Source organism: Halomonas sp. BC04, from assembly GCF_000568385.1.
Window position 1 is genome coordinate 1 of record NZ_AZQX01000319.1, and the last position, 7,108, is coordinate 7,108.

Consider the following 7,108-nt stretch of genomic DNA (forward strand, 5'->3'; position numbering starts at 1 on the left):
CAGGGACGGCATGCTGCCACACGCCCTGGCGTCGCCCAGGCAGTTGAAGGAGCGACCGAAGCCGAGCCGTGCCAGACCCGCACTCAGGCCGTCACGCGATAGCAATGTTTTCAGGTTTCGGCTCAGCGCCCCCATGGGACCTCTCCTTTTCGGCACTTTCTTCTTCGGTACTGACTTCGACACATTCTTCAGCGCTTTCTTCAAGCAGGGACTTCAACTCGGGAATGCAGCTACCACATTGTGTACCACAGGCCAGCCGGGCGCCCAGCGCCTCGACGCTGTTGTCTCCATCGCGAATGGCGTCGCGGATGGTGCGCTGCCCGACCTGGTGGCAGCTGCACACGACAGGCCCACTGTCGGCGGCGCCATCGTCACAGCCTGCCAACAGGCGACGCTGCGCGCCGGATCCAGGCGCTCGCCCCGGGCGGCCTCCTGGAAGCGCTCGTCGAGCCAGGCCAGGCCGGGCAGCTCGCCGGGGGCCCCACCATCAACCACCAGCGCAGCCTGCCATCGGCGATACCTGCCGCACGCAGGCGACCACCGCCAGGGTCCTCACACCACAGGGTCGGCGCCACCGGCAGATGTTCCGCCAGCCAGGCCTGCCAGTCAGGCATGTCGGCACCCTCCTTGCCGCCCGCCAGCTGCCAGCGCTCACAGTCGGACAGCGGGATACGGGCCCAGTAGCGCGAACCGTCGCACCATGCCTCAGCCAGCGTCAGGTCGTCGGCGACTATCAGCGTAGCCTGCCAGCCGGGCGCCAGCGGCGCTATCGACACAGCCCCGTGCTTGGATTCCGGCTGGCCGGAAATGGGGTCGCAGTAGGGCGCCAGCAGGCTGCCCATGCGGGCGGCACCGCTGAACCGCCCGGTCCAGTGCATGGGCACGAACACTTCGCCACGCCGCTGCGCCTTCGATACCCGCACGCGCCCAACGTAGTCGCCACCCGCGCCCTCGAGCCGCGCCAGCGCCTTGTCATCGACACCGTAGTGGCGCGCATCATCGGGATGCAGCTCGATGAACGGTTCGCTACGGTGGTTCATCAGCCGTGGGGCACGAGCGGTGCGCGTCATGGTGTGCCACTGATCACGCACCCGGCCGGTATTGAGCCGCAGCGGACGGGCTTCGCTCAAGGCCTGTCGCGGCCCCCTGGGCGACACGGCGATCAGTCGAGCCTTGCCATCCGGGGTCGCGAAACGCCCATCCTCGAACAGCCGCGCGGTGCCCTGGGGGGCTTGCCGGGTCACCGGCCACTGGATCGGCGCGAGGGCATCATAGGCGGCGCGATCGAGCCCGGCCAGCCCGGAGATGTCGAACAGCCGCGCCCCCGGCTCACCCGGGATGTTCTCGTAGCCCGACAGCCGGGCATGCTCGTCGAAGATCTCGCAAGGATGCCCGTAGGCGAAGGCCTCGCCGAAGCCGAGCCGTCTGGCGACCTCGCCGATGATCCACCAGTCGTGGCGGGCCTCCCCCGGGGGCGGCAGGAGTCCGCGCTGGCGGGAGATGCGCCGCTCGGAGTTGGTCACGGTGCCGTCCTTCTCGGACCAGCTCGAGGCCGGCAGCACGATGTCGGCGTAGGGGAGCAGGTCGGTGTCGGCCATGCACTCGGAGACGATCACCAGCGGGCACTTGGCCAGGGCCGCTCGCACGCGGTTGGCATCCGGCAGGCTCACCACCGGGTTGGTGGCCATGATCCACACCGCCTGCACCTCACCCCGCTCGATGGCCTCGAACAGCTCCACTGCCTTGTGGCCTGGCGCTTCGGGCAGGGTGGGCTCGAGCGACGCTGTCGTCCAGAAGCGCGTGACCCGCTCGAGGGCGCTCGGCGTGTGGTAATCCATGTGCGCGGCCAGCTGGTTAGCCAGCCCGCCCACTTCGCGGCCGCCCATGGCGTTGGGCTGGCCGGTGATCGAGAAGGGCCCCGCCCCGGGCAGGCCAATCTTGCCACCGGCCAGGTGGCAGTTGATGATGGCGTTGCACTTGTCGGTGCCGCTGGAGGACTGGTTGACGCCCTGGGAATAGAGCGTCACCACATGGAGGTGGCTGGCGAACCAGTAGAAGAAGGTTTCCAGGCGCTCCGGGTCCAGGTCGCAGTCTGCGGCAATGGCATCCAGCGAGGTATCGTCCTCCCGGGCCGCCGCCAGGGCTTCCTCCATGCCCTGGGTATGGTTGTCCAGGTAGACCCGGTCCAGCTTGGCACGGTCGTCCATCCAGGCCAGCAGGCCATTGAACAGCCGCGCATCGCTGCCGGGAGCGAGGCCGAGATAGAGGTCGGCGATCTCGCAACTATCGGTGACCCTGGGGTCGATCACCACCACCCGCATCAGCGGGTTGATCTGCTTGGCCGCCTTGATGCGCTGATACAGCACCGGATGGTTCCAGGCCAGGTTGGAACCTACCAGCACCACCAGCTCCGCCTCCTCCAGGTCCTCGTAGTTGCACGGCACGGCGTCGGCACCGAAGGCGCGCTTGTAGGCCGCCACCGCCGAGGCCATGCAGAGCCGCGAGTTGGTGTCCAGGTGCGGCGTCCCCAGGAAGCCCTTGAACAGCTTGTTGGCGACGTAATAGTCCTCGGTGAGCAGCTGGCCCGAGAGATAGGCCGACACGGCATGATTGCCATGCTCGCGGCGGGTGGCCTGGAGCCTGTCAGCCACGGCGGCCAGCGCCGTGTCCCAATCCACCTCCACGCCGTCGACCCGGGGGCGCGTCAGCCGGCCATGCTCCCCCAGGGTCTCGTGCAGCGCCGAACCCTTGACGCAGAGCCGTCCGAAATTCGCCGGATGTGCGGTATCGCCGCTGACGCCGATGATGCGCCCGCCGTCGATTTCCGCCTGCACGCCGCAGCCAACACCGCAGTAGGGGCAAGTGGTTAGAGCCTGGTGCATGACGATCTCCTGTGACGCCTGTTCGCAAAATGCAAACGCCCACCCGCCGGCTCCGTTAAGAGACGGCGGGTGGGCGTCGTTGCCACCGAAGCGCCATAGGCGCTTCATTCCTGCTTTGCCCAGCGTTGAGCATTTTCTATACAGGGAAAAGCAATCTTCGTGCCATGCACCGGCTTCTGCCGGTATTACGGCTCTCTGACTGCCCGGCGGAGATCCTGTTATCCAGCCACTGCCCCAGGATATCTCGCCCCCACGGCCATGCTGCACCACGGTAGTGCCGAAATCCCGCCCGTGCGCCCGGTCAACTATCTGGGCGATATGCCATGTGGTTCATCTCACTTTGGCGTGAACCTGCTCTGCACAAGCTGCATTGTGGAAGGGCGGCTCGACAGCGGGGCCATGACCTCTGCTTCACACCAGTCTGTAGCAGCATCTGGAATGCATCTTGCATTGCAGCGTATAGATGCAACGTGACTAGCGAGACTGCCATGCCCCCACCGCTGAATGTTCTGCTGGTTGATGATGAAGTCGTGCGCGCCGCCATGGTCGAGGAGGCCCTCGTGGCCGAGGGGCACCGTGTGGTCTGTCGCCTGGCGAGCCCGGCCAGCCTCAACGAGATGGTCGCCCGGCACCAGCCCGACGTGGTGATCATCGACATGGAATCCCCCGACCGCGACACCCTGGACAGCATGGCGCTGCTCAATCGCGAGAACCCGCGCCCGGTGGTCTTCTTCGCCGATCAGCACGACCCGGACATCCTTCAGGCCGCCCTCAAGGTCGGCGTCAGCGCCTATGTGGTCGACGGCCTGATTCCCGGCCGGGTCAAGGCGATCATCGAAGTGGCCATTGCCCGCTTCGATGCCTTCCAGTCCATGCGCCGCGAACTGGAAAAGACCCGCAACCAGCTCACCGAGCGCAAGCGCATCGAACGCGCCAAGGGGTTGCTGATGAAGCATCAGGACTGCGACGAGGAGCAGGCCTACCGCATGCTGCGCAAGCTCGCCATGGACCGCAGCCAGCGCATCGCCGAGGTGGCCGACAACGTCATCGATATCCTGGAACGCCTGAATGCGCGCTCGCCTGACTGAACAGAGGTCCGATTCATGACTCCGCAGGACATGCACACCACACCCGAGCTTAACCATCTGACCCTGGGCTTCGTGCCGCTGCTGGATGCCGCGCTGCTGGTCATCGCCCGTGAACGGGGGTTCTTTTCCGCACAGGGGGTCGAGGTATCCCTGTCACGGGAGAATGCCTGGTCGACCCTGCGCGACAAGGTGGCCGCCGGGCTGCTCGATGGCGCGCAGATGCTCTCGCCCATGCCGCTGGCCATGAGCCTGGGGCTGGAGCGCGCACCCTGCGACACCCTGGCGCCCATCACCCTGAGCCGTAACGGCAATGCCATCGTGCTGTCGTCGGCACTCTGCGAGCAGAGCGGCGCCTCTCTGGGCAGCGATCCCTCCCACAGCGCCCGCGCCATGGGTGCCTGGATCGGCCAGGCCAACCGCCGCCCACGGCTGGCCATGGTCTACCCCTTCTCGTGCCAGCACTACCTGCTGCGGGAATGGCTGAGCCTGGGCGGTGTCGATCCCGACCGCGACGTGGAGCTGGTCGTCCTGCCGCCGCCACGCATGGTGACGGCGCTCAGCGAAGGCCAGGTCGACGGCTTCTGCGCCGGCGAACCCTGGGGCAGCCTGGCCGCGCATTATGGTGTCGGCCGACTCGTGGCCAGCGGCGCCCAGCTGTGGCCCGACCACCCCGAGAAGGTGCTSGGCGTGACCCGCTCCTGGGCCCACCACTACCCCCGCCACCCTCTCCGCCCTGATCCGGGCGCTGGTGGCAGCCAGCGAATGGCTCGCCGACTCCCCCGACAACCGCCGCCAGGCGCTGGTGTGGCTCGCCCTGCCGCCCTACCTGGACCGCTCGGTGAGCCATCTCGACGACCTGCCCCTGGGTGTCGCCCCGATTCACCAGCGGCTGTTCGGCCCTGGTGTCCTGCGGCCCGACGTCGAAGCCATGGGCCGCATTGCCGAACAGCTGGACCGCTCCCTGCGACGCCTGGATCGTGCCCTGGACATCCCCACCCTCCACGAGTGCTACGCCCCTGTGCATTTCGATGCGGCGATGCACCAGTGACGTGCAGGCGACCGACCAAGGTCGGCCGACAGGGCGACAATTCAACTGGACACACAGCCACAAGAATCTGAAATAGAACGACAAAACCAGAGAAAAAGGGATTCTGGCCTGCTTCTTGATTGGTACTGGCCAACTACGCGATCAATGGCGGTCGCTAATTAGTAGCAGCATCGGGCGAAGACGCCCCAGTACACCCCAGGCGGGGTCGTACCGGGGCGTCTTCTTTTTGTGCCGCTGATTTTTCTACCCGCTTCGGAGGTGTCACTACATGCACCCACAGTCGCACTCCACACCCCGGCCGACCGCGCTCGAGCACCTGGTGATCGTCGGCAACGGGATGGCCGGTCACCGGCTGGTTGAAGCCCTGGTCAAGCGGCCTTCCCTCTCGCTGCGCATCACCGTGATCGGCGAGGAGCCGCAGCCAGCCTACAACCGTATCCTGCTCTCGCCGCTGCTGGCCGGCGAAATGGAACGCGAGGCGCTGACCCTGCGCGATGCCGACTGGTACGGCGACCAGCAGATCGACCTGATACTGGGCGAGCGGGTCACCACCATCGACCGCCAAGCGCGCCGCCTGACCACCGACGCCGGCCGCACCCTCGACTATGACCGCCTGGTGCTGGCCACCGGCTCACGCCCGGCGATGCCGCCCATTCCCGGCCTGGAACTGGCCGGCGTACACGTCTTCCGCGACCTGAACGATGCCGCCGCCCTGACACGCGCCGCGAATGCCGGCGGCAATGCCGTGGTGATCGGCGGCGGCCTGCTGGGCCTGGAAGCCGCCGAGGGCTTGCGCAAACAGGGCCGGAACAATCAGGGCCGGGACAATCAGGGCATGCAGGTAAGCCTGATCCAGCGTGACGACCGGCTGATGAATCGGCAATTGGATATCACCGCCGCAAGGCTGCTCGAAGCCGAGCTGCGCAGCCGCGGCCTCGACATCTTCACCGATGCCGGCCTGGACCACCTGACCGGCGACGACCAGGGCCATGTCAGCGGCGCCATGCTGAGCGACGGACAGTGGCTCCCCGCCGAGTGCGTGGTGGTGGCCATCGGCATCACGCCCAACAGGGAGCTGGGCCAGGCGGCCGGGCTCGAGGTCAACCGCGCCATCGTCGTCGACGAGACCCTCACCAGTTCCGACCCGGCCATCCATGCCCTGGGCGAATGCTGCGAATTCCAGGGCAACACCTTCGGCCTGGTGGAGCCCATCTGGAAGCAGGTCGACGTCCTGGCCGCCCATCTGGCCGGCGAACCGACCACAGGCTACGTGGAGACGCCCTGTGCCACCAAGCTCAAGGTCAGCGGCGTATCGCTCTACGCCTTCGGCCCCACCGAGGCGGAGCCCGACCACGACGTGCTCACCTACCGCGACCCGCTGCAGGGCGACTATCGCCGCCTGCTGCTGCACGACGGCCGCATCGTCGGCGCCGTGCTCTACGGCGATACCGCCATGGGCCCCTGGTACTTCGAGCATTCGCTGGCCGGCACCGACCTCGGCCCCTGCCGCCAGGCGCTGCTGCTGGGCGCTGCCGATGCCGACGCCCTGCTCCATGAACACGCCAATCCAGACTCTTCGGAAAGCCCCGTGAAGGAGGCCGCATGAACACGCCTGACACCACCAAATCCCAGTTGATCGTCATCGGTAATGGCATGGTCGGCCACCACCTGGTCGAGCAGCTGGTCGAGCAGGGCGCCACCGAGCACTACGAGATCACCGTCTTCGGTGAGGAGCGCCACCTGGCCTACGACCGGGTTCACCTCTCCGAGTATTTCAGCGGCCGCGATGCCGACTCCCTGGCCCTCTCCACCGCCGAGTACTACGCCGAGCACGGCATTGCCCTGCGCCTGCACGAGGCGGTCACCGCCATCGACCGCGACAAGGGCGAAGTGACCACACCCCAGGGCCGCTACGCCTACGACCGCCTGGTGCTGGCCACCGGCTCCTACCCCTTCGTGCCGCCGATCCCCGGCAACGACCGGGAAGGCTGCCTGGTCTATCGCACCCTGGAGGACCTCGACGCCATTCGTGCCATGGCCGAGACCGCCACTACCGGCGTGGTGGTGGGTGGCGGCCTGCTCGGCCTGGA

The 7,108-nt window shown here is 67.1% G+C and carries 4 protein-coding genes and 1 pseudogene; 4 read left to right on the forward strand and 1 reads right to left on the reverse strand.

Annotated features, from left to right (window positions below):
* Positions 1-91: 91 nt before the first annotated feature.
* Positions 92-2,882, reverse strand: a pseudogene (locus Q427_RS21525) (nitrate reductase).
* Positions 2,883-3,370: 488 nt separating this feature from the next.
* On the opposite strand from Q427_RS21525, the gene Q427_RS21530 reads away from it, so the two are divergent.
* From Q427_RS21530 to Q427_RS21545, 4 genes are all read left to right on the forward strand, one after another.
* Positions 3,371-3,970, forward strand: coding sequence for an ANTAR domain-containing response regulator (locus tag Q427_RS21530; protein WP_043517189.1), 600 nt, complete (start codon positions 3,371-3,373; stop codon positions 3,968-3,970).
* A 15-nt stretch (positions 3,971-3,985) separates the two neighbouring features.
* Positions 3,986-5,089, forward strand: a complete 1,104-nt coding sequence (locus tag Q427_RS21535; RefSeq protein WP_231613837.1) for a CmpA/NrtA family ABC transporter substrate-binding protein — start codon at positions 3,986-3,988, stop codon at positions 5,087-5,089.
* A 197-nt stretch (positions 5,090-5,286) separates the two neighbouring features.
* Positions 5,287-6,624 (forward strand): NAD(P)/FAD-dependent oxidoreductase, encoded by a 1,338-nt coding sequence (locus Q427_RS21540; protein ID WP_043517190.1) that lies wholly within the window; start codon positions 5,287-5,289, stop codon positions 6,622-6,624.
* Positions 6,621-7,108 (forward strand): NAD(P)/FAD-dependent oxidoreductase (locus tag Q427_RS21545; protein WP_043517191.1); only part of this gene is annotated, 488 nt, incomplete at its 3' end. The genes Q427_RS21540 and Q427_RS21545, both read left to right, overlap by 4 nt.

What these genes read in the sequence shown, in the direction of transcription:
- Q427_RS21530 (WP_043517189.1), top strand. Translation starts at nt 3,371, where the DNA reads ATGCCCCCACCGCTGAATGTTCTGCTGGTTGATGATGAAGTCGTGCGC.
- Q427_RS21540 (WP_043517190.1), top strand. Translation starts at nt 5,287, where the DNA reads ATGCACCCACAGTCGCACTCCACACCCCGGCCGACCGCGCTCGAGCAC.